Genomic DNA, 23,306 nt, shown 5'->3' with positions numbered 1-23,306 from the left:
TTCGGCATCCCCCTCATCCCGCTGCCGCGAACCTTCTCCCCGAGGGGAGAAGAGGCTTTGCGGTGATGATTTTATGCCATCAGAATATCGGCCGCTATCGCGCGGCCGGCGCCGTCCGGTTTACTCGGCGGCCTGGCGGGCCATCGGGTTGTTGGGGTGGGTCGTCCAATTGGCGTAGTTCGGGTCGACGTTTTTACCGGTGCGCTGGTCGAGGGCGCCGGCGTCGAGGGCGACCATCGAGATGCAGTTCTCGACCGGGCAGACGTTGACGCAGAGATTGCAGCCGACGCATTCGTCTTCCATCACCTCGAAATGGCGCACGCCATTAACGAAGCTGGTGATCGCCTGGTGCGAGGTGTCCTCACAGGCGATATGACAGCGGCCGCACTTGATGCAGGCATCCTGGTCGATATGGGCCTTGGCGATGTAGTTGAGGTTGAGATACTGCCAGTCGGTGACGTTCGGCACGGCGCGGCCGGTGATGTCGTCCAGGCTGCGATGACCCTTGGCGTCCATCCAGTCGGACAGACCGGTGATCATTTCCTGCACGATCTTGAAGCCATAGGTCATGGCTGCGGTGCAGACCTGCACGTTGCCGGCGCCGAGGGCCAGGAATTCGGCCGCGTCGCGCCAGGTGGTGACGCCGCCGATGCCGGAGATCGGCAGGCCGTAGGTTTCCGGATCGCGGGCGATCTCGGCCACCATGTTGAGCGCGATGGGCTTGACCGCCGGGCCGCAATAGCCGCCATGGGTGCCCTTGCCGCCAACGGTGGGGTTGGGCGCAAAATTGTCGAGATCGACCGAGACGATGGAGTTGATGGTGTTGATCAGCGACACGGCGTCGGTGCCTCCGGCCTTTGCGGCGCGGGCCGGCTTGCGGATGTCGGTGATGTTCGGCGTCAGCTTGGTGATGACCGGCATGCGGGTGTATTGCTTGCACCAGCGCACCACCATCTCGATATATTCCGGCACCTGGCCGACCGCAGCACCCATGCCGCGCTCGGACATGCCGTGCGGACAGCCGAAGTTCAGCTCGATGCCGTCGGCGCCGGTCTCCTCGACCAGCGGCAGGATCGCCTTCCAGCTTTCCTCCTCGCAAGGCACCATGATCGAGGCGATGAGCGCCCGGTCCGGCCAGTTCATCTTCACCTGCTTCATCTCGCGCAGGTTCACGTAGAGATCGCGGTCGGTGATCAGCTCGATATTGTTGAGGCCGAGCAGGCGGCGGTCGGCGCCCCAGATCGCGCCGTAGCGCGGGCCGTTGACGTTGACCACCGGCGGCCCTTCCTCGCCCAGCGTCTTCCAGACGACGCCGCCCCAGCCGGCCTTGAAGGCGCGCTCGACGTTGTAGGCCTTGTCGGTGGGCGGTGCGGAGGCCAGCCAGAAGGGATTGGGGGATTTGATGCCTACGAAATTGTTGCGAATGTCAGCCATGGTCGTGTTCCCTTCAGGCGACGGCAGCGGTTGGCTGCGCACCGGCCAGCAGCGCGCGGTGGATCGACTCGGCGGCATCGCGGCCATTGGCGACGGCGGCGACCGTCAGGTCCTCGCCACCGACGACGCAGTCGCCGCCGGCCCAGACGCCGGGCATCGAGGTGCGGCCGTCCGAATCGACGACGATGCGGCCGCCTTCCATGGCAAGGTGGCCAAGGCCCGAGGCCTCGAAGGTCTGGCCGATGGCCTTGAACACCTGATCGGTCGCGATCACGCCGGTCTCGCCGGTGCCAACAAGACGTCCTTCGGACAGTTCGGTATATTCCACTTCGATGCCGGCGACGCGGCCGTCGCGGGCGATGATCTTCTTCGGCGCCAGCCAGTGGCGCAGGATGACGCCCTTGGATGCGGCGAGATCCTGCTCGAATTCGGAAGCGTTCATGTGCTCCTTGCCACGGCGGTAGCAGATGGTGACTTCCTCCGCGCCGAGCAGCTTGGCCTGAACGGCGGCATCGACCGCCGTCATGCCGCCGCCGATGACGACGACGCGGCGGCCGATCTCGACCGATCCCTTGTCTCCCGCCTGGCGCAGCGCCGCAATGAAGTCGACCGCGTCGACCACGCCTTCCAGTTCCTCGCCCTCGGTGCGCAGCGCATTGACGCCGGCAAGACCGATGCCGAGGAAGACGGCGTCGAATTCGCCGGTGAGATCGGCAAGGTTGAAGTCGCGGCCGAGCTTCTGGCCGTGCTTAACCTCGATGCCGCCGATCGAAAGCACGTAATCCACCTCGCGCTGGGCGAAGTCGTCGGTCGATTTATAGGTGGCGATGCCGTATTCGTTGAGGCCGCCGGCCTTTTCGCGGGCATCGAAGATGACGACCGAGTGGCCGTTGACTGCGAGGCGATGGGCGGCGGCGAGGCCGGCGGGGCCGGCGCCGATCACGGCGATGCGTTTGCCGCTCGAGGCCGCCCGGGCATAGAACTGCTTGCCCTGCTCCATGGCGATGTCGGTGGCGTAACGCTGCAGCCGACCGATCTCCACGGGGCGATGCTCGGCGGTGTTGCGCACGCAGGCCTGCTCGCACAGGGTTTCAGTGGGACAGACGCGGGCGCACATGCCGCCGAGGATGTTCTGGTCGAAGATGGTGTTGGCCGCGCCGATCGGATTGCCGGTCGAGATCTGGCGGATGAACAGCGGAATGTCGATCGAGGTCGGACAGGCCGTCATGCACGGCGCGTCGTAGCAGAAATAGCAGCGATCGGAAGCGACCAGCGCCTCGTGGTTCTCGAGGCGCGGGTGAAGGTCGGAAAAATTGGCGGCGTATTCGGCCGGCGACAGCCGGCTCGCCTTTATCCCAGTGTCCAGACGTCCCATTGAAGTTCCCTCTTTTAGTAAACGGCCAGTGATATGGAGCGTAACTCAGGAAAATTTATTTATCAAACGGTAAAATTTTAAACCGAAGCGAGCTTTGATGGGCCGTCCTGCCCATCTATGCGAATGAAAAGTCTCGCATTTTTCAAGGTCAAGCCTTCAGCGACCAAGAGAGCGCCCAAACCGGAAGCACCGGGATCGCGTTGTTTTAAAATTATACTTTAAAACTCATATTTTGAAAACAGGAGTGCGGCGGCGCAAAAAATTCAAAAAGTTGGCCGAGGGTCGGAACCTTTCCGGTGAGACGCCGTTTTATTCGTATCCGACGGCTTATCGCATCGACCCCAATGCGCGCCCCAAGGGCCCTCGGATCTTCACTCACGGTTCCCCTCCCGGTGAGTGTCAAGGCAGCCAGCGCACCCCAATCGCTGGCTGCCTTTACTGTTTCGAGGGACAGCGCACGGGCTCTGCCCAATGCGATGCCGGCCGTTTCAGGCTGAACGCGTCAGGATCTCGAATTCGGCTTCGGGCACGGTCAGGCTGTATTCGATGCTGTGCGGCGTCATCTGGAAGCTGGCAGAGCCGGCGACCGAGGTCGGCACGACGCGTTCGAGCACGGTGCGGCCGAAACTCTTTTCCTCGAATTCGCTACCGCTGCGGCTGAGGCCGAGCAATTCGCTCCAGACGATCTGGATGGCCACGCGGCCTTCGGTTTCGATCTCGCGGCATTCCAGCGAAATGCTCGACGCTCCCGAGGCGATGGCGCCATGGGCGGCGGAATTGACGATCAGTTCATGCAGGGCAAGGCCGATATGCACGGCGGCATTCGGGCTCAGATGCGCATTGACGCCCTGGACGCGCAGCGGCGAGGCGCGATCCGGCCAATAGGGCGCGAACTGCTTTTCGGCTAGTTCGAAGAGATAGGCGCCACGCCAGCTCGAATCGGTGATCAGATCCTGCGAATGCGACAGAGACTGCAGCCGGCCGCGAAATTTCTTGAGGAAGAAATCCAGCGAGATGGTGTTGCGCGCCGTCTGCATGGCGATCCCCTGGATGATGGCCAGCAGGTTCTTCGAGCGGTGCGACAATTCGCGCAGCAGCGATTTCAGCACGCGCTCGCGGTGGCGGGTATCGGTAACGTCGGAAACGACGGAGAGCAAGCCGAAGCGGCCGTCCTCCAGGATGCGTTCGATCTTCAGTTCGTAGATGCGAACGCCCTCCGACGTCGTGCTTTCGACTTCGGTCACCGCCGGTTCGCCGTTGCGCAGAACCTGTTGCTTGATGGCGCCGAGACGGACGCCGTCGACCTCGCCGAACAGGGCTGCGTCGTCGCGCCCCAGCGTCGCGGAGGAGGCGGCGAAATGCGCCGGCAGATTTTCGACGTAACGGATGCCGAGCGTATCATCCTGCTGGATGACGCCGATTCCGGCACCGGAAAGAGCTTTTTCCAGGATGAGCGTTTTCGATGCGGTGCTGAATTCCGGCCCCGAAATTGAATGACTACTCACATAACAGCCTTTCCTTGACCCCGCCCGTGCCGCACCATGGGCGGGTGTCAAACATACCCTGCGGCGGAGACACGAGCCGACCCCGAAACTCGGGGTCGACGCCTACCGCCTTAGAACGGCGGTTGGCGCTGCCGGTTCCCGGTTCGGCGAAAAAGATATTACGCCGCTGCCTTTGTGCTTTCGTTAAAGAACAGGGCCTGGCTGATCAAGGCCTTGACCATGTCCGGATTGAACGGCTTCGTGACGAGGAAGGTCGGTTCGGGACGTTCGCCGGTCAGCAGGCGCTCGGGGAAGGCGGTGATAAAGATCACCGGGATGGAGCTGTTCTTGAGGATGTCGTTGACCGCATCGATACCGGAACTGCCGTCGGCGAGCTGGATGTCGGCCAGCACCATGCGCGGCTGGGTGCTGTTGTAGAGCTTGACGGCTTCGGCATGGGTGCGGGCGATGCCGGTGACGCGATGGCCGAGGCTTTCCACCATCTGCTCGATATCCATGGCGATCAGCGGCTCGTCCTCGATGATCATGATGTCGGTTGCCACCTGACGGGAGATCTCCTGCGAGGCCTCGTCGAGCAGGCCGAAAACCTCCTTCTCGGACTGGCCGAGGATCTCGGCGATCTCGTCGATGCGGAAATTTTCCACCGAGGCGAGCAGGAAGGTCTGACGGGCGAGCGGCGACACTTTTGCGAGGTTGAGCGAGGCGCGCTGCTCCCAGGCATAGGGCGATACCGGTTCGGGGATGGAGATGACGGCGGAACCAAAGAGGTCTGTGTAGAGTTTGTACAGGGCGACACGATCGTCGGAGCTGCTCGGGAAGATGCTGATATCGGCGATGATCGCCTCGAGGACGGCGGCGACATAGGCATCGCCGGAGGTCTGGCTGCCGGTCAGCGCTCTAGAATAGCGCCGCAGATAGGGAATGTGCGGCGCGATTCGTGTAGACAAAGTCATTGATATGCTCCCGTAAATATACCCCGTACGCGGGTACTGATGAGCCAGAAACGCAAGCTTGGCAAAAAAGTTCCGCAAAGGCTGGAACTTTTTTGCCATAACGGGATTATCCCCGTTACTTGCAGTTCATGATCGTGCGCAGATGACATCGATCCTCTGACGGATTTTGGGGCGGCGCTCGGCGCGGACGGTGGATGATGTGTCCATGACCGCATCTTCGGCGTGGAACTGTAACGGGTAACATTCATGACGCAACGGACAAGAGCGAAACCTTGATGATGAACAGCAAGAAAGAGGATCGGGAGCTGCCCGCGCAAAGCGGGCGCGTCGCGGACATCCTGGATCCGAACAACCAGATCGGCATTCGCCTTCGGTCCCTGTATGCTGCGGTGCAGGAAGAGGTCATTCCCGATCGCTTCCTCGACCTGCTTGAAAAGCTCGACCATGTCGAGCGCCTGGCAACCGTCCAGACGGGCAAGGAGTGAGGCGCCCATGGACGACAATTCGCAACCGAGCTTCAAGCGCGAGATGCTGGCCGCTCTTCCAAGCCTGCGTGCCTTCGCCATCTCGCTCATTGGCCGGCACGACCGCGCCGACGATCTCGTCCAGGACACGATCATGAAGGCCTGGGCGAAGCAGGATCATTATCAGATGGGCACCAACATGAAGGCCTGGCTGTTCACGATCCTGCGCAACGAGCTGTTCAGCCAGATGCGCAAGCATGGCCGCGAGGTGCAGGACAGCGACGGCGTCTTCACCGAATCCATGGCGACCCATCCCTCCCAATACGGTTCGATGGATCTGCAGGATTTTCGCCGCGCGCTGGAAAAGCTTCCTCCGGACCAGCGTGAAGCCATCATCCTCGTCGGCGCTTCCGGCTTCTCCTATGAAGAGGCGGCTGAAATCTGCGGTTGTGCCGTCGGCACGATCAAGAGCCGCGTCAACCGCGCGCGCCTGCGCCTGCAGGAAATGCTCCAGGTGAGCGGCGAGGGCGACTATGGCCCCGATGCGACCTCCGCCCCCCTGACCTCCAAGGCCTTCGCCTTCTAACGCGACGGCAATCTCCCACACGCAAGCCGATATTTTGACGGCCGCCTGCTGACTGTGGGCGGCCGATGTCTGCGTTTGCGCGTTGTCAATGGGCAGGCCCTCACCCCACCCGCCGCCGTCATGCTCGGGCCTGTCCCGAGCATCTACCAACGGCAAAATATCCCATTAATGTCAATTGCTTAGCGTGCGTGTTCAGATCCTCGGGACGAGCCCGAGGATGACGAATGTGGCGGCGGGGTGCCAAAAAATAAGGCCGCTCCGGTTTCCGGAACGGCCTTATTCTCCGTATCGTCTTAATGACGCGCTACGCGTCGTCGTCCTTCCTGCCCCCGAAAAGGGATGCGGCAAAGCCGGCGGCAAGCGCTGCCATCAGCATGGGCTGGGATTGCAGCAGACTGAGGCCGAAGGCGATATTGGCCTGCATGTCGAGGCGCCGGCGACGGGCGCGGCGATCCTCGATGCGGTTCCAGATCATCAGCGCCACCAGCACGATCAGCCCGAGCAGCAGTGCGCCGCCGGCGACGAACAGGGTGGCGACTTCAGGCGGATGATGCCGCGCCAGCCGCAACGCCAGCGCGATCAGACCGAACATATAGGCGGTGAGGAAGAGGAGGACGGAAATCCCGATCATGATGCCGCTGCGCTTGGCGCGCGCAACGGTTCTCGTGACGTTCAAGGCGGCGATCTGGCCGATCAGGCCGAGCAAACCCTTCATGGGGATCAGCGCCGTGCGAGCAGGGCGACGACCAGGCCGAACGCCGCGGCGGCGCCGATCGTCGCCAGCGGATGCCGGTGCACGGTGCTGCGCACCTGTGCCTCGCTGCGGCCGTAGAGGTCGCGCAATTCGCCAAGAATTTCCTCGCCGGACTGGATGAGGTCGTCGACGCCGGCTTCCGCCTTGCGGCGGGTGCGCCGGCCCTGGTCGCGGCCGCGCTCGCGCAGATTCTTACTCAGCGAGGCCAGTTCGGCCTTCAGTGCCTCAACCTGATCCTCAAGCGTTTCCTCGATCGAATCCAGCGTGCCGGATTTCTTGCTGCCGCGAACGGATTGAAGGATGGACGGTGCCATGGGGAGCGCTCCTGAACTTGGGGCCACGAAGGGGCGTGAAACTCGACATCCGGCGCGACCTCGGCAGGCCGGCACTGACGGATGCGCGAGACAAACGCACAGATCCCGCAAAAGTTCCGGCCAGCCGCCGCTTTCTCAGGCGATGGCGCTTTGCGGCAGGACGAAGGGCGAGCGATCCGCCGGTGTCTGGTTCACCTTCAGCGCGCAACCGAAGACATGCTGGAGGATATCGGTGTCGATAACTTCGGCCGGCGTCCCGGCGGCGGCGATCTCGCCCTTCTTCAAAAGGATCAGGCGATCGGCAAAATGCGCGGTCAGGTTGAGGTCGTGCATGACGGCGATGACACCGCCGCCCTGCCGGCAGAAGGTTTTTGCCAGCGCCATGATCGTCAACTGGTGGCTGATGTCGAGGCTGGAGACCGGCTCGTCGAGCAGCAGCCAGCAGGGCTCGCCGTCGCGCACGGCCTGCGGGATCTGACAGAGCACGCGGGCAAGCTGCACCCGCTGCTGCTCGCCGCCGGACAGTTCCTGGTAGTAGCGGCCCTCGAAGCCGGCGAGATCGACCGCGGCCAGCGCCTGGGCGATTTGCCGCGCCGCCTCGGCATTCGGCCGGGCGCCGCCGGCGGTCAGGCCGAGGCCGACGACCTCGCGGGTGGTGAAGGGAAAGGAGATGGTGCTCGCCTGCGGCAGAACGCCGCGCAAGCCCGCCAGCTTCCAGCCGGGCAGGTTGCGGATGTCGGCGCCGTTGATGCGCACCGTGCCGCCATAGGCTATTTCGCCGGTGATCGCCTTCAGCGTCGTGCTCTTGCCGGAACCGTTGGGGCCGGCGATGGCGGTCAGTTCGCCGGGGCGGGCCTGCAGGGACAGACCATGCAGGGTGCGCCGCCCGCCAAGCGTGACGGTCAGGTCTGAAACGTCGATCATGGGGATTACATTCCCAGCCGCGCGCGGTTGCGCAGCAGGATCCACAGGAAGAAGGGACCGCCGACGGCCGCCGTGATGATGCCGATCGGCAGTTCGGCAGGCGCAACGACGGTGCGCGCCAGCATGTCGGCGCTGATCAGCAGCGTGCCGCCGAGCAGGGCGGAGGCCGGCAGCAGCGCGCGGTGATCCGGGCCGATGGCGAGCCGCAAGAGATGCGGCACGACGATGCCGACGAAACCGATGCCGCCGCTGACGGCCACCGCCGCACCGGTGGCGGCGGCGACGCCGACGATGGCGACGTTCTTCAGGCGTTGTACCGGCACGCCCATGTGGAAGGCGGCGGCTTCCCCCAGCGCCATGGCGTTCAGCCCGCGGGCGAGGAAGGGCATCAGCAAGAGCGAGGCGGCCATGATCGGGCCAGCGGTGGCGATCTTGGCCCAGGTGGCGCCGGCGAGCGACCCCATGCTCCAGAAGGTCAGGTCGCGCAACTGCTTGTCGTCGGCCATGAAGATCAGGATGCCGGTCAGCGCCATGGCGAGCGCGCCGAGCGCGATGCCGGCGAGCAGCATGGTGGCGACCGACGTCTGGCCGCCTTGCGTCGCCACGCGGTAGAGAATGACGGTCGAGACCAGACCGCCGGCAAAGGCGGCGAGCGGCAGCGCGAAGCTGCCGAACATCGCGACAACGGGAGCGACCATGCTGGTGCCGAGCACGATGACCGTGACCGCTCCCAGGCTGGCGCCGGAGGAAACGCCGATCAGGCCGGGATCGGCCAGCGGATTGCGAAACAGTCCCTGCATGACTGCGCCGGAAACGGCGAGCGCCGCGCCGATCAGAAAACCGAGCAGGGCGCGGGGCAGGCGGATGTCGAAGACGATGATGCGGTCGCGGGCGCTCATCGCGCCGTCGGCGGCATTCGGATCGGCCATGGCGCGCAGCACATCGATCACGGAAGCATCGGAGGCGCCTGTCGTGATCGACATCAGGATGGAGAAGACCGCCGCCGCCAGCAAAGCGACAATGGCGATGCGGGCGATGCGGGTGCGGTCGCCGTCGCGATATTCGCTCATGGCGCGCTCGAAAAACCGCATGAGCCCGCGCTCCCCATCCGCCGCCTGCTGGTAGGCCATGGCTTATCCTCCGTAGACGCGGGCGATCAGGTCGCGGATGGCGATTGCGGTGCGCGGGCCGAAGCTGAGCAGATGCAGGCCGTCCATCCGGATCACCGCCTTGTGGACGGCGGCCGGCGTCAGGCCGAGCGCCGGATGGGCGACGATTTCCTGGACTGTGGCGTCATGGTTGCCGCCGCGCTCCATCATCAGGATGACATCCGGTTTTGCTTCGACGATCGCCTCGTCGGTCATCGCCTTGTAGCCGGGGAAATCGCCGGCGGCGTTGACGAGGCCGGAAAGGCGGATGATGCCGTCGGCGGCGGTGCCGGTGCCCGATGCCATGACCTTGCCGTTCTGCAGGCTGAGGATGAACAGCACACGCTTGCGCTCGGCCTGCGGGCGCGCTTCGGCCGCGGCGATCGCCTTGTCGAGATCGGCGGCGACGCTGTCATGCAGCGTCTTGGCCTTCTCCTCGACATGCAGGACGGCGCCGATGGTGTCGATCTTCTCCAGGATGCCGTCTCGGCTGAACTTGTCCGGCACCATAGCGACGGGGACGCTGGCGCTTTTCAGCACGGCCAACGCATCCGGCGGACCGGAGCCCTCGATGGCGAGGATGGCGGTCGGGTTTGTGGCCAGCACGCCCTCCGGCGAAAGCTGGCGCATGTAGCCGACATCCGGAAGCTTCAAGGCCTCGGGTGGATAGAGGCTGGTCGAATCGCGGGCGATCAGCCGCTTTTCCTCGCCGAGCGCATAGACGATCTCGGTGACCGCGCCGCCGATGGAAACGATGCGGGAAGTGTCAACCGGCTTTGCCTCTTCGGCATGGGAGACGAGCGGCAGCAGCGCCAGCGCGGCTGTCAGCGCGAGCGTGCCGAGGCGGGAAGAGATGGATGGGGAGGATCGCATCTGGCCGCTCTACCTCAGGCCGCGACGCTGGTCTGCGCGCGCGGCAGCGCCTCGACGATGGCGCGCCAGTCGGCGCGTTCGCCGCCGCCTTCCTTGCGCTTGTCGAAGAACTGGATGATCATCTCGCCCTTGGCGTTGAAGGCCTCGAAGGATGTGACGGTGCCGTCGACGGTCGGTTTGCGCACCGCCCAGGCCTCGGCGATGTGATCCTGGCGCAGATGCAGGTGGAAGCTCGGATCCATGATGTTGATCCACGGCCCCATCGGCTGGACGTTGGAAATCGGGCCGCCATGGATCTGCACCATGCCGCGATTGGCGACGAAGCACATGATCGAGGTGCCGGCATCGGCTGCGGCGCGCAGCATGTCGGCGACGGCGCCGTCCGCCAGCTTCCAAGCATAATCCTCGCCGACGATGCGGATGGCGCGGGCACGGCCGATCTTCAGCTTCTTCAGCATGCCGAAGAACTGGTGGGTGTCGGTCATCTTGCTCCACTGGTCGCGCAGGCTTTCCTGTGTCACGGACGGATCGTCCTCCTCGCTGCTGGCAAGCGTCTCGGCGGTGAAGTCCTGCGACTGGTCGTCGAGACACAGGTCCGCGACGAGGGCACGATAGGCGTCCACGTTCGACGTCGGCCGCAGGTGCAGCTTGAAGACGGCATCGCCGGCCTTGTCGAAATATTGCAGGCTGAGGCGCTCGTTGTCGCCATCCTTCTTGGTGACGGCGAAGCCGTGCGCCCAGACAGTGTTGAAGATGCGCATGTCCATGTTCTCGCCGAGCGTCAGCGACACGTGGTCGGCGATCTTGATGGTCTCGAACTCGCCGATCTTCTCATGCACGGCGCTTTCGTTGCGGGTGAGCGCCATGACCTCGCCCAGTTCCTTGACGCGCTCCAGCAGACGGTTCGGATGGGAGTCGATGCGGGTGGCGGTCAGCCCGACTTCCGCGGCGACCAGCGCTGCTTCCGAAATGCCGAGATTGGCGGCGATGTCGCGCTCGCGCAGCTTGGCGTTTTCGGCGCGGTAGGCGCGGATGTCGGCGGGCGTGGGGGAGATCTGTGCAGTCATGATAAACCTATTTGTTGAGAATGAGCTTGCCCTGGCGGGTGATCTTCATCCGGTAGACGGACCCTTCGTGCAGGATGGCGATTTCCTTGCCGCCGCGAAACAGCTCGGCGGCCTCGATGACCCGCATGTCGCGGGGGAGGGCGGCTGGTGAAACAGGAGCCTCGGGGGCATCGGGGGCATCGGCAATCATATCGCTGTGGGTATCTCCGGCGCGCGGCCGGCAACGGACGCGACAGGGTGGAAATTATCTTGATTTCATAATTCATGTTTTTTAAGGTGGCAATACAGGACTTGAGTTATCAACTTTATCGGCCGCGCCCCGGGGATCGTCCCGGCTCGCGGCCATGACAGCGTTTAGAGGGACATATGAAGACGTTTGCGATGCAGGCCGCCGCGATTGCGCTGGCGATCTTGCCGGCGGCCGGTGCTGGCGCCCAGGAAGCCAAGCCGGGGCTGGAAGTCGAGCTGAACGCGCTCGCGCCGTCGCAGAAGGGTTGCATGATCACCTTCGTCGCGAAAAACGATATGCCCACGGCCATCGGCAAAATCTCTTTCGAACTCGCCTTCTTCAACGAAAAGAACGTGGTCGACCGCATCACGGTGCTGGATTTCCGCGATCTGCCGGTTGGCAAGAAGCGCGTGCGCCAGTTCGACATGCCCAACGTCAAATGCGAGAGCATCAGCCGCATCATCGTCAATGACACGCCGGTCTGCGAAGGCCCGGCCGCCGGCGAATGCATGAAAAGCCTGACCACACGCTCGCAGATTTCTGTGCCGTTCGAAGGTTGACGCGGCCGGGCGCAGGCCCGGCGAGGTGATGGCGGCAGGCGGGCCGCCCGTGTTGAAAGGATCGAGGATGGTCTATTCCAGGAAAATGCGGGCGGACGCCGTTGCCGTTCACACTCTGCCGACCGGGCGGGGCGTCAACGACAATATTCCCGGCCTGGTGCCGGGGCACCAGATGTCCGATCTCGATGGCGTTCCACGCCAGCCCGCGGCCGAGACCGTCATCCATTACGCCCGCATCGCCCAGATCGGCTCCTTCCCGGAAAACGCGGCCGATGCGCCGACGCAGCCGGCCGAGACGACGATGCCGACGCTCGATGACGGCGCGGAACGCGAGGCGGCGGCGAAGCCGAAGCGCGGGGCGCGCAGCATCGCCGCCGGGCTGATGTCCTGCCTGGCCCATGCCGCTGTCTTCTCGCTGCTGGCCGTGACCATGGTGGCGGTGCCGGAAGAGCCGGTGGAAGAGGCGGGCGCCGTCGTTTCCGTGACCATGCTCGGCGAAAACGAATTCGACCAGCTTGCCGCCGGCGACCCTGAAATCGTCGAATCAGAGGAAGTGCAACCCGAGGAGCTGACGCCCGCCGAGCCGGAGCCGGTGGTGACCCAGCCGGTGCAGGCAGCGCAAGCTGTCGCGCCGACCGAGGCACAGCCGGAAACGCCGCCGGTCGAGCCGCAGGAGCCGATGGTTTCCAACGAGCCGGACGTCCTGACTTCGATCGTTCCGGCCGAGCCGATGGTCGCCCAGGCAGCCCCCGTCATGGCGCCGGCCGAACCGGTCGAGCCCGTCGAGGCGATGACGCAGACCGCGGTCGCGCCGGTCGAGCCGCAGGACATTCAGCCTCCGGAGCCGGAAAAGCCCGTCGAGCAACCCGTCATCCAGAAGCCCGAACCGAAGAAGCCGGTGGCCCGCGAAAAGCCGGTGGAAAAGCCGAAGCCGAAGAAGAAGCCGACGCCGAAAAAGGCTGGCTCGAAGGGTGACGCCGCCGAAGATCGCAAGCGCGGTTCGGCCGACGGTTCCGAGGCCGCAAACGCCAATCGCGACGGTTCGCGCACTGCGGGCCGCAGCGCCACGGGCGCCGGCAGCGCCGCCGTCGCCAACTATCCCGGCAAGGTGCAGTCGAAGATCCGCCGCTCGGTGCGCGTTCCCTCCGCCTTCCGGCGCGAGCGTGCCTCGATGAGCGTGCGGGTACGGCTGACCATCGTTTCCTCGGGCCAACTCGGCGGCGTTTCGGTGGCGCGCAGCTCCGGCGTTTCCGAGCTGGACGAAGCCGTCGTCAACGGCGTGCGCCGCGCCGCGCCCTTCCCGCCCTTGCCGCCGGAATGGGGCAAGCCGAGCTGGACCTTCACCCAGGAAGTTCAGGTGACCGGCCGCTGAGCGCGGCCGTCACAGGGATGAAAATTCTAAACCTGCGCTGCTTTCGGCGCAGGTTTTTTGTTTTAAATCAATGTTATAAAATATGAGTTATTCGTTCCAGTTTATACTTTACTCCTATAATCAAGTTTAATATGGTGCGCCCGTGCCCGGCCGAGAGTCGGTGGAGCAATTCCCGTCGGAATTGCGTTTGAGAGAGATCGCGGACGGAGAGGGTATGGCCAAGAAATTGCGCAAGCAGAACAACCGCCAGGCAGCGGCGGCGGGCGGCGAGATGGCGGACAAGCGCGGCGGGGCCAGCAGCCTGGACGGACGCAGCTTCCTTTATGTCGGCGGCCGCGACTGCCAGGTGGCGCATCTGAGGGAAATCGCCAGCCGCCACGGCGCCGAACTCATCCATCATGATGGGGGCCTGCGCGAAGCGGTGTCGCGCATCGATACCGTGCTTCCCTCGGTCGATTGCGTCTTCTGCCCGATCGACTGCATCAGCCACGACGCATGTCTTCGGGTGAAGACCGGTTGCAAGAAGTTCGGCAAGGCGTTCATTCCCTTGCGCAACGGCAGCAAGTCGAGCCTGGAGCGGGCTTTGTTGACGATTCAGGAACGGGAAGCGAACAATGGATGAGAGCAAGCTGACCGGCTTCGGGTTGCTGGGGCTGCATCGCCTGGTGGCGAGCCGCGGCGACGGGCTGGTGCCGGAGCTTTACGATGCGCTGATGCGCGAGGCCCTTTGGCGCGAGGATCATCCGAACGTCGTGAAATTCCCCGCCTGGGCGACGCGCCGTCCCGGCGATGCGGCGGAAACGCCGGTCGAGGCCAAAGTGCTTGCCTTTGCGCTGCCGGTGGTGGAAAAACGGGATGAGCGCCAGGCCCGCTGATCGGGCCGAGACGGAATAGAGTTGGAGGACGAAGGCATGTTCGTGGCGATGAATCGTTTCAAGGTGGCGACGGGTCAGGAAGAGGCTTTCGAAGCCATCTGGCGCAACCGCAATTCGACGCTGAAAGACATGCCGGGTTTCGTGCAGTTCCACATGCTGCGCGGCAAGACGTTTGCCGAAGACGGCTATACGCTCTATGCCTCGCACACCATCTGGGACAGCGAGCAGCATTTTTCCGACTGGACGAAGTCGGAAAATTTCCGCGCCGCCCACCGCAATGCCGGCGACCACAAGGCCATCTATCTCGGGCCGCCGGTCTTCGAAGGGTTTAATGCCGTCGAAGGCATCTGAGTTGTTTCGTTCGGCGCATTTCCGAACGAAAAACCGCCTCACACTTTTCCTGGAAATTCTTTACGGCATCCGTGGCCTGAAAAGGGCCCCGACGCCGACCGCCAGCCAGCCGGCCATCATGACGATGCCGCCCGTGGGCGCCGCCATCGGAAACAGGCCGTTGCCGGATGAATGGCGATAGACCAGATCCCCCGCAAACAGCACCGTCCCGAGGCCGAGCAGCAGGCTGGCGGCATTGCCGGTGCGCAGACGCTCGCCGGCGGCGTGGATGGCGACCAGCGCCGGCGCATGCACGAGGCACATCTGCGCCGCATTGCCGAGCAGATGGCCGTCCCCGAGATGCGAGGCGGCCGCGGCAAGCGCCACGCCGGTGATGCCGAGCAGGCCGGCCAGCAGCAAAGAGGGCGAGGGCGAGGCGGTGGACGGCATGGTCATTCCCTGTTCTGCATGTGGTGGGCAAGACGCTCGACCGGCGCCCAGATGATATCGCGCAATTTTGCGTTGGCGATGGTCTCCTCCATCGCCAAGCGGAAGCAGAGCAGCCATTCGTCGCGTTCGGCCGGTCCGATTTCCGCGATGAAATGCCGCCGCCGCAGCATCGGATGGCCATGCTTCTCGACATAGACGGGCGGGCCTCCGAGATAGCCGGTGAGATAATCGTAGAGCTTTTGCTGGGAACTGCCGAGATCGGCGGGGTGAAGGGCGCGGCAGCGCGCCGCTTGCGGCAGCGTGTCCATCAGCGCGTAGAAGCGCTCGGTGAGCGCGCGCACCGTCGCATCGCCGCCGATGGCTTCGTAAAGCGTGATGGTTTCTGTCATCGCCCCGTCCGTTTCATCGTGTTCATATGGCTTACATGCCGTCTTCTCGGCCTGCATTCAATGGAAAAGCGTCAGCTGCGACCTTTCGGCGAGCCGGCCTCGCCCAGGCGTCCATCTTGACAAAACCGTCCAGACGGTATCTTTATACGATATGTCAGAATCGCACCGCCGCAAGAAACAGCCTGAACGTGTCCGCCGGCAACTCGTCGATGTCGCCGCGCGCATCGCTTCCGAGCAGGGGGTGGGCGCCGTCACCCTCGACGCCGTGGCCCAGGCCGCCGGCGTCAGCAAGGGCGGGCTGCTGCATCATTTTCCCGGCAAGCTGCCGCTGCTCGACGGATTGTTCGAGCATCTGGTCGAGGAATTCGATCGGGCGCTGGCCGAGGAAATGCGCCAGGATCCGGTGGCGCAGGGGCGATTTTCCCGCGCCTATCTGCGCGTCGTCGCCGACCTGCGCGACAACCCGGTCGAAAGCCGGCAATGGGCTGGCCTGACCATGGCGATGCTGAACGAGCCGCATCTGCGCGAGCGCTGGCGGGCTTGGGTCGAGCAGCGCAACACCGACTACGTCGGCACGGATTCCTCCGTTTCCGCTCTCATCGTCCGACTCGCCGCAGACGGGCTCTGGCTTGCGGACGTCACCGATTGCCAGACGATCGACCCGGAGGCGCGCAAGGCGCTGGTCGAGCGACTGGTGGCGATGACGCTGGCCTGACGGATTGGAGCAAAGGCCGATGAGCCCGACGATGTTGTATGCCCTTTTGTTCACCGCCATCGGCCTCGAAGTCGCCGGCACGTCGGCGCTGCAGATGTCGCAGCAGTTCACCCGGCCGTTGCCGACGCTGGCGATGATCCTTTGCTATGTCGCCTCCTTCTATTGCCTGTCGCATGTGCTGCGCACCATTCCGGTCGGGCTGACCTATGCGATCTGGAGCGGGCTCGGCATCGTGCTGATCTCGGCGGTCGGTTATTTCTTCTTCCGGCAGACGCTGGATCTGGCGGCGATTATCGGCCTCGGGCTGATCATTGCCGGCGTGCTGGTCGTCAATCTGTTTTCCAACAGCATTTCGCATTAAATTGCCGCTGCAACCTCAAGTCCCTCTTGCGTGGCGGTTGCGCATGGCTATTCGATAGCGATGGACCACGGACGACGGGAACAAGTTGCCGCCTCATCGCTTTGGCCCTGACAGCAATTTTTTCCGCATCGCAAATGTCAGAGAGGAGGCCGTCGTGATGGCCATACGCACCGTGGTCTGGGGTGAAAACATCCACGAGCAGACGAACGAGATCGTCGCCGGCATCTACCCGAAGGGAATGCATGTCACCATCGCCGAGGCGCTGAACGCCGATCCGGCCATCGAGGCGACCACCGCGACCTTGCAGGAGCCGGAGCACGGCCTCAGCGAAGAGCGCCTCGCCCGCACCGACGTTCTCACCTGGTGGGGCCACAAGGACCACGGCGCGGTTTCCGACGAAGTGGTCGAGCGTGTCGCGCGCCGCGTCTGGGAAGGCATGGGCCTGATCGTGTTGCATTCCGGGCATTTCTCCAAGATCTTCAAGCGCCTGATGGGCACGCCTTGCGCGCTGAAATGGCGCGAGGCCGGCGAGCGCGAGCGGTTGTGGGTCATCGATCCGCGCCATCCCATCGCCGCCGGCCTCGACGAGAGCTTCGTCGTCGAATACGAGGAAATGTATGGCGAGCAGTTCTCCGTGCCGGAGCCGCTCGAAACCGTCTTCATCTCCTGGTTCCAGGGCGGCGAAGTGTTCCGCTCGGGTCTCACCTGGCGGCGCGGCGCCGGCAATGTCTTCTATTTCCGTCCCGGCCACGAAACCTATCCGACCTACCACGACGCCAATGTCCGCAAGGTGCTCGTGAATGCCGTCAAATGGGCCTACAATCCGCAAGGCGACCTGAAATCGATCAACGAGGCTCCGAACGTCCCGGTGGAACAGGCGCTGGAGCCGATCGAGGAGCGCGGACCGAGATTGCACCAGGCCGGCGAGGCCGGTTATCGCTGAGGGAACTTCCATGCGTCTGGTCATTCTCGGAACCGGCGGCATGGCCAATAGCCATGCCAAGAATTTTCAGGCGATCGACGGCGTCGAGGTCGTCGCCGCCGTCGATGTCGATGCCGCGCGCGTCAACGCCTTTGCCGACCTGCACGGCATCGAGCGCCGCTTCACCTCGCTCGACGAGGCGATCGCCTGGGGCGGCTTCGATGCGGCGACCAATGTCACGCCCGACCGCATCCATCATCCGACGACGCTGGCGCTGATCGCCGCCGGCAAGCATGTCATGTGCGAAAAGCCGCTGGCGGAGACCTATGAGAAGGCGCTGGAGATGACGCAGGCGGCCGAAGCCGCCGGCATCATCAATATGGTGAACCTCACCTATCGCAATGTCGCGCCATTGCAGAAGGCCCGCGAGATCGTGCTTTCCGGCGAGATCGGCGGCGTCAAGCATGTGGAGGCCTCCTATCTGCAAAGTTGGCTGGTGTCGCGCGCCTGGGGCGACTGGCGCACGGAATCGCAATGGCTGTGGCGGCTCTCCACCGGCCACGGCTCCAATGGCGTGCTCGGCGATATCGGCATCCACATCCTCGATTTCGCCTCCTATGGCGCGGCTGCCGACATCGAACACGTCTTCGCGCGGCTCAAAACCTTCGACAAGGTTCAAGGCGGGTCGATCGGCGACTACAAGCTCGATGCCAATGACAGCTTCACCATGTCGGTGGATTTTTCCAACGGCGCGCTCGGCGTCGTCCATGCCAGCCGCTGGGCGACCGGCCATCTCAACGAATTGCGCCTGCGCATCTATGGCGAGAAGGGCGGGCTGGAAATCAGCCACAGCACGGAAGGCTCGTCGCTGCGCGGCTGCCTCGGCGCAGACGCCGAAACCGCCACCTGGCGCACGCTCGATGCCGGCACGGTGCCGACCAATTACATGCGCTTCGCCGAGGCAGTGCGCACCGGCATTCCGCCCGATCCCGCTTTCCGCCACGCAGCCGACCTGCAAAAAATCCTCGATCTCGCCATCCTCACCGAAAAGGAACGTTGCGAGCGCGGCATCGTGTAGCAGCGCCCGTCATCCGGTTGAAACAGGCTTGCGATAGCCTTGCTCTCGTGCGCATTGTAGCCGCGGTGCGCAGTCGATCTCAGCAACGATTCGTTTCACGCAGCCAAGCTGCCGGACAGAGGATGATGCCCCATGTCCTATACACCGATTCATCGCGTCTTGCCCGCCCTGAACCCGGACGACCTTGCGGTCGTCGCGCGGGTTTTCGAACGGGTCTGCGCCGATTGCAACGAGCCGACCAGCAGTTCGGTTGCCGCGCGTTGCGCCGGTACGCTGATCCGCTCCTTTCAGCGCGGCATCGCCGAGGAGGAGATGCTGCTCGATATCGGCCATGCGGTGTTGCGCTCCTGAGCTTGTCCCGGCACGATTGCGCACGGACTCGACGCAATCTTCGTTTGGCAAATGTCGCCGCTGCGGCTATGCAAGGGCCATGTCCGACAACGTCATCAAATTTCAGCCCCGCCCGAAACCGCAGCCGCCGCGGCAGACGCCGCCCTGGGCGAAACGCCTGCTGGTGGTGCTGGCCATCGCGGCCTTCTTCATCGCTGCCTATGTCTATTTCGCGCTGACGGGTGCGGCCGCCGGCGTGTGATGTTCTTCAGGAAAACAGCGGGATGTAACGTTTTACGCAAGCAATGCGAAAGCGCTCGATCGATATTCAGCGGTTTTGGCAAGCGCCATGGTATGGCCGCTTTGGCGGATCGACGGCTCGCCGGCAGCCGCGGATTAAAGCAGCGCGTTCACCTCGCCGCTTGCTTCCATTCCTTCCGCAGGATGGCTACTGAATCGTGTTCCCGTAAATGGGAATGCCGCCGTCGTCTTTCTTGAACGATACGAATTCCTTGAGCAATCCTTCCCGGTGCATTCCCAGTTTCTCGCATAGCCGCTGGGAGGACGTGTTGTGGTCCTCCACAGAGGCATAAAACCACCGCGCTGCCCGCGCTGCGAAAAGATGGGCGAACAGCGCTGTCGCGGCTTCGAAGGCATAGCCGGCTCCGCCGAACGCCGGATTGAAATTCCAGCCGACGGAGAAGGTATCGCCGTCTTCGTGAACCGCGAAGAGATCGCCGACAAGCTTGTCGGATTCCTTCAAGAATAGACTAAGCAAAGAAGCCGGGACGTGGAATAGTGGCGCACCCGACAGGATTCGAACCTGTGACCTTTGGAATCGGAATCCAACACTCTATCCAGCTGAGCTACGGGTGCATCCGTGAGCGGCGAAGATTCGCCGTCGTGCTGATGTAGGGTTCTTAGCTCAGGATGGGCGGGGCTTCAATCTGAAAATGCCTGCCGGATGCGATTTACGGTGGGTGGAATGTTACCGTAAAGTTCGTCCGGGTGTGCAGCGCGGGATTTCGTTTGAAGGCGTTCCGGGGTAGAGCTGGGAAAACGTCCTTTCGGGAAGCCAGTGCCATGCAGTTGATCGATCCGAGCCATCCGTTCTACCGACCGCTCTGGATCCGATTGCTGGTCGTCGGGTCCTGTACGGCGTGGACGGCGGTCGAAGCCTATGCGCGGCAGCCTTTCTGGGCGGTCATCACCGGGGCTGCGGCGGTCTATTCAGCCTATATGCTGCTGTTCACCTACAAGCCGGCCCCTGAAACGCCTGCCGCGCCGCCGTCTTCAGACAGCAACGGGCCGGAGCAGCCCTAACACGCGACGCTTCTTGGACCGGAAAACCGCCGCACTTCTCCTGGAAATGCCTTAACGGCCTGGCTGGAGGCGGCGCAGGGCTTCGTCGACCATCAGGTTGGCGACGGTCATGCGGATATTGGCCTTGTCGCGATAGGGTTCGGAAAAGCCGTCGGGATGGTTCTTCCTGGCAAAGGCGCGACGCTTGTCCTGAAGGATTTGCACCGTATCGTCGGAGTCTAGGGCCAGATCCTCCGATATCTCGGCAAGCGTCAGGCGCAGCAGGTGCGGCGGTATTTGCGGTTCGGGTGGCGGCGGGGCGTCGATCCCGTCAAGCGCGTTGCGATAGCCGTGGTCCAGGCTGCCGCAATGGTCGGAAGCGGGTTCGAAAACGGCGCCGACAAAGCTGCCGCCGAAGGCGGAAAGGCTGGATTGGGCGGCGGGCATTCCGTCTTCGTCCTCCGGTTCGCTCTCCTGCCTCAGCCGGTCGAGAACGGATTCGAACAGCGATTTTCCAAACAGCACGGGCCGCTTCCTTTCTTCCCTGTGAAGCGACGCGAAGGCTAAGAGGTCAAAGTGGCGCGAAACTGGTGGTTTCGGACAGGATGCGCGACTGCTCCAGGATCATGTCGTAAAGCAGGCGGGCGCTGGGCGGAAGCGCGCGTTCGCGCATGGTGATCAGGCTGTAGGGCTTGACGGTGATGTCGAAATCGGCAGGCAGGATGCGGATTTCGCCGGCGCGCGAACTCTGCCCGACCAGGAACTGCGCCATGTCGAGGGCAACGGGAGCGATGGCGTTGGAATCGCGAATGACGGCGACCGTCAGCAACAGCGAGGTCATGTTGATGATGTTGGCCGGCATCGGCAGGTCAGCGCGCACGAAGATATCCTCCAGCGTGCGGCGCAGCAGCGTGCCCGGCGGCTGGAACACCCAGTCGTAGCGGGTCAGGTCAGCAAGGCTTGCAAGCGCCTGCTTCAACAGCGGATGGCCGCTGCGCACGATCAGGCAGGCGCGCTCGACGCCGATCTCATGCATATGGAATTGCTGGGGATTGATGTCTTCTGGAATGCGGCCGAGGATGAAATCGTGGCGCGCCGCCATCAACTCGCGGGCGAGAATGTTGCTGGTTTCCACCTGAACGTTGATCTCGATGCCGGGATAGGCCGAGGTCACCCGGCGCACGGCAGGCACGACAAGGCTGAGCGCCGGCGCGGTGACGGCGCCGACGAAGACCGAGCCGCCGCGCCCGGTGCGCAACTCCGAAAGCTCGCGGCCGGCCTCGCGCAGTTCCAGCAGGATTTTTCGAGCGCGCTTGGCAAGGGCGGCGCCATAGGTGGTGAGCACGACGCCGCGGGCGATGCGTTCGCATAGGGGTGCGCGCACGATCGCTTCCATTTCCGAGACCATGCGCGAGGCCGCCGGCTGCGACATGTGCAGCGCTTCGGCCGCCGCCGAGACCTGTCCGAGATCTTCCAGCGCCACCAGCATCTGCAGATGGCCGAGCTTCAGGCCGCTCTTCATCAGGGTGGGGCCGTCACTGTCCTGGCCGTGTGCCTTGCCGGAATTCGCTATCGGGACGTGCATAGTCATGAGAAGGGCTGTTTCCGGCAAATGCCATTTAAAACGTTGCAAACGGAGGCATTATATCAATTTTGGTATGCGATATGCAAGATATCGTATTTGACAGGTATGGGAAAAAAGACGAGGTTGCAAAGTGTGTGCTGGAGCAGCTCAAGCGGCTGGCGGGACGGGGAGACGCTGGCAGACACAGCCCGACGGGCGACGACGCCTTTCGTCACCGGCCGGCCACGGACCGACTTGCGGGCTTTCCGGCCTGTTTATTGCCACTCAGGGAGAGAGACATGAAAACCCTTCTTTCGTTGTTCGCAGCGACCGCGATCAGCGTCGCTTCGTTTGTCATGCCGACGCTGGCCGCCGACAAGGGCGTGGTCGGCATCTCGATGCCGACGAAGACGTCGACGCGCTGGATCTCGGACGGCGAGACCATGGAAAAGCTGTTCAAGGATGCCGGCTACACGCCGGACCTGCAGTTTGCCGATGACGACATTCCCAACCAGCTCGCCCAGATCGAGAACATGGTCACCAAGGGCGCCAAGGTTCTGGTCATCGGCGCCATCGACGGCACGACGCTGTCGGACATCCTGCAGCGCGCCCATGACGCCGGCGTCAAGGTCATCGCCTATGACCGTCTGATCCGCGACTCTGCCAATGTCGACTATTACGCCACCTTCGACAACTTCCAGGTGGGCGTGTTGCAGGCGACGACGCTGGTCAACGGCCTGAAGGCGAATTTCGCCGACACCAAGCCGTGGAACGTCGAACTGTTCGGCGGCTCGCCGGACGACAACAACGCCTTCTTCTTCTATGACGGGGCCATGTCCGTCCTGCAGCCGTTGATCGACAGCGGCGACATCGTCGTCAAGTCCGGCCAGAAGGGCATGGAACAGGTCGGCACGCTGCGCTGGGACGGCGCCGTCGCCCAGGCGCGCATGGAAAACCTGCTCTCCTCGACTTATACCGATGCGCATGTCAACGGCGTTCTCTCGCCCTATGACGGCCTGTCGATCGGCATCCTTTCGGCCCTCAAGGGCGTCGGTTACGGTTCCGGCGACATGAAGATGCCGATCGTCACCGGCCAGGACGCCGAGCTGCCCTCCGTCAAGTCGATCCTCGCCGGCGAGCAGTATTCGTCCATCTTCAAGGACACGCGCGAACTCGCCAAGGTTTCCGTCAACATGGTCAACGCGCTGATGGAAGGCAAGGAACCCGAGGTCAACGACACCAAGACCTATGACAACGGCGTCAAGGTCGTTCCCTCCTACCTGCTGAAGCCCGTCGCCGTCGACAAGTCGAACGTCAAGGACGTGCTTGTCGGCGCCGGTTACTATACCGCCGACCAGATCGACAAGTAATCGCATCTGCAAGCCATGAGGGAATCCGCGCGAGACGCGCGGATTCCCTTCGGACTCGGAGG

General features: G+C 63.5%; 31 protein-coding genes and 1 tRNA gene. 15 read left to right on the top strand and 17 right to left on the bottom strand.

The features are described from left to right. Positions 1–120: 120 nt before the first annotated feature. The 4 genes from preA to P7F60_RS07545 all read right to left on the bottom strand — a co-directional run bounded on the left by preA (position 121) and on the right by P7F60_RS07545 (position 5,267). Complete coding sequence (gene preA, locus P7F60_RS07560) at positions 121–1,434, bottom strand: NAD-dependent dihydropyrimidine dehydrogenase subunit PreA (RefSeq protein WP_277917092.1); 1,314 nt, start codon at positions 1,432–1,434, stop codon at positions 121–123. Positions 1,435–1,447: 13 nt separating this feature from the next. Continuing rightward, entirely contained in the window at positions 1,448–2,809 is a 1,362-nt protein-coding gene (locus P7F60_RS07555; protein ID WP_277917091.1) for an NAD(P)-dependent oxidoreductase, read from the bottom strand. A gap of 488 nt (positions 2,810–3,297) precedes the next feature. Continuing rightward, positions 3,298–4,314: a sensor histidine kinase gene (locus tag P7F60_RS07550; RefSeq protein WP_277917090.1), complete on the bottom strand. Its 1,017-nt coding sequence runs from the start codon at positions 4,312–4,314 to the stop codon at positions 3,298–3,300. A gap of 158 nt (positions 4,315–4,472) precedes the next feature. After that, complete coding sequence (locus tag P7F60_RS07545; protein ID WP_277917089.1) at positions 4,473–5,267, bottom strand: response regulator; 795 nt, start codon at positions 5,265–5,267, stop codon at positions 4,473–4,475. A 278-nt stretch (positions 5,268–5,545) separates the two neighbouring features. Here P7F60_RS07545 and P7F60_RS07540 point away from each other — a divergent pair, with 278 nt between their 5' ends. Further along, positions 5,546–5,752 (top strand): NepR family anti-sigma factor, encoded by a 207-nt coding sequence (locus P7F60_RS07540; RefSeq protein WP_277917213.1) that lies wholly within the window; start codon positions 5,546–5,548, stop codon positions 5,750–5,752. A 7-nt stretch (positions 5,753–5,759) separates the two neighbouring features. Further along, positions 5,760–6,317: an RNA polymerase sigma factor gene (locus P7F60_RS07535; protein ID WP_277917088.1), complete on the top strand. Its 558-nt coding sequence runs from the start codon at positions 5,760–5,762 to the stop codon at positions 6,315–6,317. Between the two features lie 304 nt (positions 6,318–6,621). On the opposite strand, the gene P7F60_RS07530 is transcribed toward P7F60_RS07535, so the two are convergent. The 7 genes from P7F60_RS07530 to P7F60_RS07500 form a co-directional block, all read right to left on the bottom strand. After that, positions 6,622–7,032 carry a hypothetical protein gene (locus P7F60_RS07530; RefSeq protein WP_277917087.1) on the bottom strand — a complete coding sequence of 137 codons (411 nt, stop codon included), beginning with the start codon at positions 7,030–7,032 and terminating at the stop codon, positions 6,622–6,624. Between the two features lie 5 nt (positions 7,033–7,037). Further along, entirely contained in the window at positions 7,038–7,385 is a 348-nt protein-coding gene (locus P7F60_RS07525; RefSeq protein WP_277917086.1) for a hypothetical protein, read from the bottom strand. 135 nt (positions 7,386–7,520) lie between these two features. Beyond that, positions 7,521–8,309 carry a heme ABC transporter ATP-binding protein gene (locus tag P7F60_RS07520; protein WP_277917085.1) on the bottom strand — a complete coding sequence of 263 codons (789 nt, stop codon included), beginning with the start codon at positions 8,307–8,309 and terminating at the stop codon, positions 7,521–7,523. Between the two features lie 5 nt (positions 8,310–8,314). After that, a complete protein-coding gene (locus P7F60_RS07515; RefSeq protein WP_277917212.1) occupies positions 8,315–9,379 on the bottom strand; it encodes an iron ABC transporter permease in 1,065 nt (354 codons plus the stop codon). A 63-nt stretch (positions 9,380–9,442) separates the two neighbouring features. Next, positions 9,443–10,330, bottom strand: coding sequence for an ABC transporter substrate-binding protein (locus tag P7F60_RS07510; protein WP_277917084.1), 888 nt, complete (start codon positions 10,328–10,330; stop codon positions 9,443–9,445). Positions 10,331–10,344: 14 nt separating this feature from the next. After that, on the bottom strand, positions 10,345–11,397 hold the full coding sequence (locus P7F60_RS07505) for a ChuX/HutX family heme-like substrate-binding protein (RefSeq protein WP_277917083.1): 1,053 nt from the start codon (positions 11,395–11,397) through the stop codon (positions 10,345–10,347). Between the two features lie 7 nt (positions 11,398–11,404). After that, the gene (locus P7F60_RS07500) at positions 11,405–11,587 is read right to left on the bottom strand and encodes a hemin uptake protein HemP (protein ID WP_277917082.1); all 183 of its coding nucleotides are present in this window, start codon (positions 11,585–11,587) and stop codon (positions 11,405–11,407) included. Positions 11,588–11,778: 191 nt separating this feature from the next. On the opposite strand from P7F60_RS07500, the gene P7F60_RS07495 reads away from it, so the two are divergent. The 5 genes from P7F60_RS07495 to P7F60_RS07475 all read left to right on the top strand — a co-directional run bounded on the left by P7F60_RS07495 (position 11,779) and on the right by P7F60_RS07475 (position 14,784). Then, positions 11,779–12,186, top strand: coding sequence for a hypothetical protein (locus P7F60_RS07495; RefSeq protein WP_277917211.1), 408 nt, complete (start codon positions 11,779–11,781; stop codon positions 12,184–12,186). A gap of 67 nt (positions 12,187–12,253) precedes the next feature. Further along, positions 12,254–13,558, top strand: coding sequence for a TonB family protein (locus P7F60_RS07490; RefSeq protein ID WP_277917081.1), 1,305 nt, complete (start codon positions 12,254–12,256; stop codon positions 13,556–13,558). A gap of 214 nt (positions 13,559–13,772) precedes the next feature. Beyond that, positions 13,773–14,180, top strand: coding sequence for a DUF2325 domain-containing protein (locus P7F60_RS07485; protein WP_277917080.1), 408 nt, complete (start codon positions 13,773–13,775; stop codon positions 14,178–14,180). Further along, a complete protein-coding gene (locus P7F60_RS07480; protein WP_277917079.1) occupies positions 14,173–14,433 on the top strand; it encodes a hypothetical protein in 261 nt (86 codons plus the stop codon). Before P7F60_RS07485 ends, P7F60_RS07480 begins: the two co-directional genes overlap by 8 nt. A gap of 36 nt (positions 14,434–14,469) precedes the next feature. Continuing rightward, positions 14,470–14,784 (top strand): antibiotic biosynthesis monooxygenase, encoded by a 315-nt coding sequence (locus tag P7F60_RS07475; protein ID WP_277917078.1) that lies wholly within the window; start codon positions 14,470–14,472, stop codon positions 14,782–14,784. Positions 14,785–14,844: 60 nt separating this feature from the next. On the opposite strand, the gene P7F60_RS07470 is transcribed toward P7F60_RS07475, so the two are convergent. After that, entirely contained in the window at positions 14,845–15,213 is a 369-nt protein-coding gene (locus P7F60_RS07470; RefSeq protein ID WP_277917210.1) for a DUF423 domain-containing protein, read from the bottom strand. Positions 15,214–15,215: 2 nt separating this feature from the next. After that, the gene (locus tag P7F60_RS07465) at positions 15,216–15,602 is read right to left on the bottom strand and encodes a group II truncated hemoglobin (protein ID WP_277917077.1); all 387 of its coding nucleotides are present in this window, start codon (positions 15,600–15,602) and stop codon (positions 15,216–15,218) included. A gap of 151 nt (positions 15,603–15,753) precedes the next feature. Here P7F60_RS07465 and P7F60_RS07460 point away from each other — a divergent pair, with 151 nt between their 5' ends. The 6 genes from P7F60_RS07460 (at position 15,754) to P7F60_RS07435 (ending at position 19,270) form a co-directional block, all read left to right on the top strand. Next, on the top strand, positions 15,754–16,317 hold the full coding sequence (locus tag P7F60_RS07460) for a TetR/AcrR family transcriptional regulator (protein WP_277917076.1): 564 nt from the start codon (positions 15,754–15,756) through the stop codon (positions 16,315–16,317). 19 nt (positions 16,318–16,336) lie between these two features. Continuing rightward, entirely contained in the window at positions 16,337–16,678 is a 342-nt protein-coding gene (locus tag P7F60_RS07455; protein WP_277917075.1) for a multidrug efflux SMR transporter, read from the top strand. A gap of 157 nt (positions 16,679–16,835) precedes the next feature. Next, complete coding sequence (locus P7F60_RS07450) at positions 16,836–17,621, top strand: ThuA domain-containing protein (RefSeq protein ID WP_277917074.1); 786 nt, start codon at positions 16,836–16,838, stop codon at positions 17,619–17,621. Between the two features lie 10 nt (positions 17,622–17,631). Further along, positions 17,632–18,678, top strand: a complete 1,047-nt coding sequence (locus P7F60_RS07445; RefSeq protein WP_277917073.1) for a Gfo/Idh/MocA family oxidoreductase — start codon at positions 17,632–17,634, stop codon at positions 18,676–18,678. A 132-nt stretch (positions 18,679–18,810) separates the two neighbouring features. Then, entirely contained in the window at positions 18,811–19,029 is a 219-nt protein-coding gene (locus P7F60_RS07440; RefSeq protein WP_277917072.1) for a hypothetical protein, read from the top strand. Between the two features lie 79 nt (positions 19,030–19,108). Then, complete coding sequence (locus P7F60_RS07435; RefSeq protein WP_277917071.1) at positions 19,109–19,270, top strand: hypothetical protein; 162 nt, start codon at positions 19,109–19,111, stop codon at positions 19,268–19,270. A gap of 186 nt (positions 19,271–19,456) precedes the next feature. On the opposite strand, the gene P7F60_RS07430 is transcribed toward P7F60_RS07435, so the two are convergent. Together P7F60_RS07430 and P7F60_RS07425 are read right to left on the bottom strand one after the other, a co-directional pair. Further along, complete coding sequence (locus P7F60_RS07430) at positions 19,457–19,771, bottom strand: GNAT family protein (protein WP_277917070.1); 315 nt, start codon at positions 19,769–19,771, stop codon at positions 19,457–19,459. 36 nt (positions 19,772–19,807) lie between these two features. Beyond that, positions 19,808–19,884: transfer RNA gene (locus P7F60_RS07425), tRNA-Arg, on the bottom strand. Between the two features lie 207 nt (positions 19,885–20,091). Here P7F60_RS07425 and P7F60_RS07420 point away from each other — a divergent pair. Beyond that, positions 20,092–20,331, top strand: a complete 240-nt coding sequence (locus P7F60_RS07420; RefSeq protein WP_277917069.1) for a hypothetical protein — start codon at positions 20,092–20,094, stop codon at positions 20,329–20,331. A gap of 51 nt (positions 20,332–20,382) precedes the next feature. Here the strand turns inward: P7F60_RS07420 and P7F60_RS07415 are convergent, their stop codons facing one another. Together P7F60_RS07415 and P7F60_RS07410 are read right to left on the bottom strand one after the other, a co-directional pair. Beyond that, positions 20,383–20,835 carry a hypothetical protein gene (locus tag P7F60_RS07415; protein WP_277917068.1) on the bottom strand — a complete coding sequence of 151 codons (453 nt, stop codon included), beginning with the start codon at positions 20,833–20,835 and terminating at the stop codon, positions 20,383–20,385. A gap of 46 nt (positions 20,836–20,881) precedes the next feature. Beyond that, positions 20,882–21,895 carry a LysR family transcriptional regulator gene (locus tag P7F60_RS07410; RefSeq protein WP_277917209.1) on the bottom strand — a complete coding sequence of 338 codons (1,014 nt, stop codon included), beginning with the start codon at positions 21,893–21,895 and terminating at the stop codon, positions 20,882–20,884. 278 nt (positions 21,896–22,173) lie between these two features. Between P7F60_RS07410 and chvE the strand changes: the two genes are divergently transcribed. Continuing rightward, complete coding sequence (gene chvE / locus P7F60_RS07405; RefSeq protein WP_277917067.1) at positions 22,174–23,244, top strand: multiple monosaccharide ABC transporter substrate-binding protein; 1,071 nt, start codon at positions 22,174–22,176, stop codon at positions 23,242–23,244. The last annotated feature ends 62 nt before the right edge of the window (positions 23,245–23,306 follow it).

The sequence above is a fragment of the Rhizobium sp. YJ-22 genome, from assembly GCF_029601685.1.
In the GTDB taxonomy this organism is placed as follows: Bacteria; Pseudomonadota; Alphaproteobacteria; order Rhizobiales; family Rhizobiaceae; genus Metarhizobium.
The sequence above is the reverse complement of the archived record's forward strand: the minus strand, read 5'-3'. Positions and strand labels throughout refer to the sequence as shown.

Excerpts from the sequence above, each read along its gene's own strand:
- preA (WP_277917092.1), bottom strand. The coding sequence starts at position 1,434 with ATGGCTGACATTCGCAACAATTTCGTAGGCATCAAATCCCCCAATCCC.
- P7F60_RS07555 (WP_277917091.1), bottom strand. The coding sequence starts at position 2,809 with ATGGGACGTCTGGACACTGGGATAAAGGCGAGCCGGCTGTCGCCGGCC.
- P7F60_RS07545 (WP_277917089.1), bottom strand. The coding sequence starts at position 5,267 with ATGACTTTGTCTACACGAATCGCGCCGCACATTCCCTATCTGCGGCGC.
- P7F60_RS07540 (WP_277917213.1), top strand. The coding sequence starts at position 5,546 with ATGAACAGCAAGAAAGAGGATCGGGAGCTGCCCGCGCAAAGCGGGCGC.
- P7F60_RS07535 (WP_277917088.1), top strand. The coding sequence starts at position 5,760 with ATGGACGACAATTCGCAACCGAGCTTCAAGCGCGAGATGCTGGCCGCT.
- P7F60_RS07530 (WP_277917087.1), bottom strand. The coding sequence starts at position 7,032 with ATGAAGGGTTTGCTCGGCCTGATCGGCCAGATCGCCGCCTTGAACGTC.
- P7F60_RS07525 (WP_277917086.1), bottom strand. The coding sequence starts at position 7,385 with ATGGCACCGTCCATCCTTCAATCCGTTCGCGGCAGCAAGAAATCCGGC.
- P7F60_RS07520 (WP_277917085.1), bottom strand. The coding sequence starts at position 8,309 with ATGATCGACGTTTCAGACCTGACCGTCACGCTTGGCGGGCGGCGCACC.
- P7F60_RS07515 (WP_277917212.1), bottom strand. The coding sequence starts at position 9,379 with ATGAGCGAATATCGCGACGGCGACCGCACCCGCATCGCCCGCATCGCC.
- P7F60_RS07510 (WP_277917084.1), bottom strand. The coding sequence starts at position 10,330 with ATGCGATCCTCCCCATCCATCTCTTCCCGCCTCGGCACGCTCGCGCTG.
- P7F60_RS07505 (WP_277917083.1), bottom strand. The coding sequence starts at position 11,397 with ATGACTGCACAGATCTCCCCCACGCCCGCCGACATCCGCGCCTACCGC.
- P7F60_RS07500 (WP_277917082.1), bottom strand. The coding sequence starts at position 11,587 with ATGATTGCCGATGCCCCCGATGCCCCCGAGGCTCCTGTTTCACCAGCC.
- P7F60_RS07495 (WP_277917211.1), top strand. The coding sequence starts at position 11,779 with ATGCAGGCCGCCGCGATTGCGCTGGCGATCTTGCCGGCGGCCGGTGCT.
- P7F60_RS07490 (WP_277917081.1), top strand. The coding sequence starts at position 12,254 with ATGGTCTATTCCAGGAAAATGCGGGCGGACGCCGTTGCCGTTCACACT.
- P7F60_RS07485 (WP_277917080.1), top strand. The coding sequence starts at position 13,773 with ATGGCCAAGAAATTGCGCAAGCAGAACAACCGCCAGGCAGCGGCGGCG.
- P7F60_RS07480 (WP_277917079.1), top strand. The coding sequence starts at position 14,173 with ATGGATGAGAGCAAGCTGACCGGCTTCGGGTTGCTGGGGCTGCATCGC.
- P7F60_RS07475 (WP_277917078.1), top strand. The coding sequence starts at position 14,470 with ATGTTCGTGGCGATGAATCGTTTCAAGGTGGCGACGGGTCAGGAAGAG.
- P7F60_RS07470 (WP_277917210.1), bottom strand. The coding sequence starts at position 15,213 with ATGCCGTCCACCGCCTCGCCCTCGCCCTCTTTGCTGCTGGCCGGCCTG.
- P7F60_RS07465 (WP_277917077.1), bottom strand. The coding sequence starts at position 15,602 with ATGACAGAAACCATCACGCTTTACGAAGCCATCGGCGGCGATGCGACG.
- P7F60_RS07460 (WP_277917076.1), top strand. The coding sequence starts at position 15,754 with ATGTCAGAATCGCACCGCCGCAAGAAACAGCCTGAACGTGTCCGCCGG.
- P7F60_RS07455 (WP_277917075.1), top strand. The coding sequence starts at position 16,337 with ATGAGCCCGACGATGTTGTATGCCCTTTTGTTCACCGCCATCGGCCTC.
- P7F60_RS07450 (WP_277917074.1), top strand. The coding sequence starts at position 16,836 with ATGGCCATACGCACCGTGGTCTGGGGTGAAAACATCCACGAGCAGACG.
- P7F60_RS07445 (WP_277917073.1), top strand. The coding sequence starts at position 17,632 with ATGCGTCTGGTCATTCTCGGAACCGGCGGCATGGCCAATAGCCATGCC.
- P7F60_RS07440 (WP_277917072.1), top strand. The coding sequence starts at position 18,811 with ATGTCCTATACACCGATTCATCGCGTCTTGCCCGCCCTGAACCCGGAC.
- P7F60_RS07435 (WP_277917071.1), top strand. The coding sequence starts at position 19,109 with ATGTCCGACAACGTCATCAAATTTCAGCCCCGCCCGAAACCGCAGCCG.
- P7F60_RS07420 (WP_277917069.1), top strand. The coding sequence starts at position 20,092 with ATGCAGTTGATCGATCCGAGCCATCCGTTCTACCGACCGCTCTGGATC.
- P7F60_RS07410 (WP_277917209.1), bottom strand. The coding sequence starts at position 21,895 with ATGCACGTCCCGATAGCGAATTCCGGCAAGGCACACGGCCAGGACAGT.
- chvE (WP_277917067.1), top strand. The coding sequence starts at position 22,174 with ATGAAAACCCTTCTTTCGTTGTTCGCAGCGACCGCGATCAGCGTCGCT.